This is a genomic window from Methylobacterium bullatum (genome assembly GCF_014845095.1).
GTDB classification, from domain to species: Bacteria; Pseudomonadota; Alphaproteobacteria; order Rhizobiales; family Beijerinckiaceae; genus Methylobacterium; species Methylobacterium bullatum.
The window spans coordinates 1-1,908 of the sequence record NZ_NKUG01000179.1; the positions used below are offsets into that span (position 1 = coordinate 1).

At 64.4% G+C, this 1,908-nt stretch carries 2 protein-coding genes; both read right to left on the reverse strand.

Going from position 1 to position 1,908, the window contains the following annotated elements:
* Positions 1-218 precede the first annotated feature (218 nt).
* Positions 219-1,247, reverse strand: coding sequence for an aliphatic amidase (locus MBTS_RS20905; RefSeq protein WP_018041700.1), 1,029 nt, complete (start codon positions 1,245-1,247; stop codon positions 219-221).
* Positions 1,248-1,316: 69 nt separating this feature from the next.
* Positions 1,317-1,634: an FmdB family zinc ribbon protein gene (locus tag MBTS_RS20910; RefSeq protein ID WP_056146899.1), complete on the reverse strand. Its 318-nt coding sequence runs from the start codon at positions 1,632-1,634 to the stop codon at positions 1,317-1,319.
* Positions 1,635-1,908 lie beyond the last annotated feature (274 nt).

Below are 1,908 nucleotides of genomic sequence, written 5' to 3' on the forward strand. Positions count from 1 at the left end.
CAAACCGCCCATCCATCCCCAACCCCATGGCCAGGGACCAAAAACCATGGCAAACCGCTTGACACCCGACACAGTCGCTGAGGTGCCGCGTCAGCGGCCTCGAAGGAGCCCTCCAGTCATCGCGCGATCTCTGGAAGCCTCCTTCGAGGCCGCTACGCGGCACCTCAGGATAAGGCCAAGCCTTGGACAAACAGATCAAACAGGCTCTTCGCGAGCCCCTACTTGGCCGCGTTGGGGATGCCTTCGATCGGGCATTCCGGTGTGCCGAGATCGGGGCGGGTGATGGCGCGGACCGCCTCGCGGGTGCCGGCCGGGTCCTCGATCCAGCGGCGATAGAAATCGTAGGGGCAATCGGCCTTGCCGGGCTCGTTTTCTTTCGAGTTGATCATGCCCGTATAGCCACGGTGCAGCAGCTTGAAGAGGTGGTTCTCCGACTGCATGTTGGCGCGGGCGTCGCGGATGAGGAACTTCGAGAGGGCGGCATATTGCACGCCCATTTCCTCAGTGCCGCATTCGCCCAGCGTCCGGCCGTCGAAGCCGATGATCGCCGAATGGCCGAAATAGCTATAGACGCCGTCGAAGCCGGCCGCATTGGCCACGGCGACATAGGTGTTGTTGGCGAACGCCATCGCCTTCGACATCAGGATCTGCTGCTCCTTGGCCGGATACATGTAGCCCTGGCAGCGGATGATGAGCTCGGCGCCGCGCATGGCGCAGTCGCGCCAGATCTCGGGGTAATTGCCGTCGTCGCAGATGATGAGGCTGATCTTGAGGCCCTTCGGCCCGTCCGAGACATAGGTGCAATCGCCCGGATACCAGCCTTCGATCGGGGTCCAGGGCATGATCTTGCGGTATTTCTGCACGATCTCGCCCTGATCGTTCATCAGGATGAGGGTGTTGTAAGGCGCCTTGTTCGGATGCTCCTCGTGGCGCTCGCCGGTGAGCGAGAACACGCCCCAGACTCCCGCTTTCCGGCAGGCCTCGGCGAAGATCGCCGTCTCCTCCCCGGGCACGGCGGAGGCGGTCTCATACATCTCCTTGCCGTCATACATGATGCCGTGGGTCGAGTATTCGGGGAAGATCACGAGGTCCATGCCGGGCAGGCCGGACTTCATGCCCACCACCATGTCGGCGATCTTTCGCGCGTTCTCCAGAACTTCGGCCTTCGTGTGGAGACGCGGCATCTTGTAGTTGACGACCGCGACGCCGACGCTGTCGTTGCTCGAGGAAATGTCGCCGTGCATCATCGGTGGGGTTCTCCTGTTGTTTGCGTCGCTTCTCCCCGCCAGGCGGGGAGAAGCGTGGGCGCCCAGCCGTCAGTGGCTGATCATCCACGGTCGCGCGTTGGGGAAGCTTTTCGCGGCCGCCGGTTGCTTGGTTTTCGAGGCGCCCGAGCAGCAGCCGCAGCCGGTCCCGTGCCCCGACGACTTGCGGGGCGCATGGGCGCTCCGCTCGTTGACCGCATGCGCCTTGCGCCGGCCCGCATCCATGGAGGCGAGGTTGGGCGCCGTGAGGAAGGCGCGGCCGCAGGACGAGCCGCAATCCGGGCAATCATGCGGGTCCTTGAACTGAGCCATGGGGCGCAGCACCGTGAAGGGCCCGCAGGCGTCGCAGGCATAATCGTAGACGGGCATGGGGGCCTCTCGAAGGATCGACAATGGGCGACGCGACGGGGGCGACGTACTTCCCCCTCAAGGGCAGTCGGTTACACACGTCGCGCGCCTACCCTCCCCCTTGTGGGGAGGAATCGAGGGTGGGGTTGGTTGGGTGACCCTCGAACTCTGGAGGCTGGCGGAGCCACCCCCACGTCTGACCTCTCCCCACAAGGGGGAGAGGGAGACGATCTGCCTGAAAGGACAAACGGGGGGGTCAGATCACCCGGGGAGCGGGGGGGATTGTCAGCAAGGA

Coding starts and splice junctions, on each gene's coding strand:
- MBTS_RS20905 (WP_018041700.1), bottom strand. CDS start 1,247: ATGATGCACGGCGACATTTCCTCGAGCAACGACAGCGTCGGCGTCGCG.
- MBTS_RS20910 (WP_056146899.1), bottom strand. CDS start 1,634: ATGCCCGTCTACGATTATGCCTGCGACGCCTGCGGGCCCTTCACGGTG.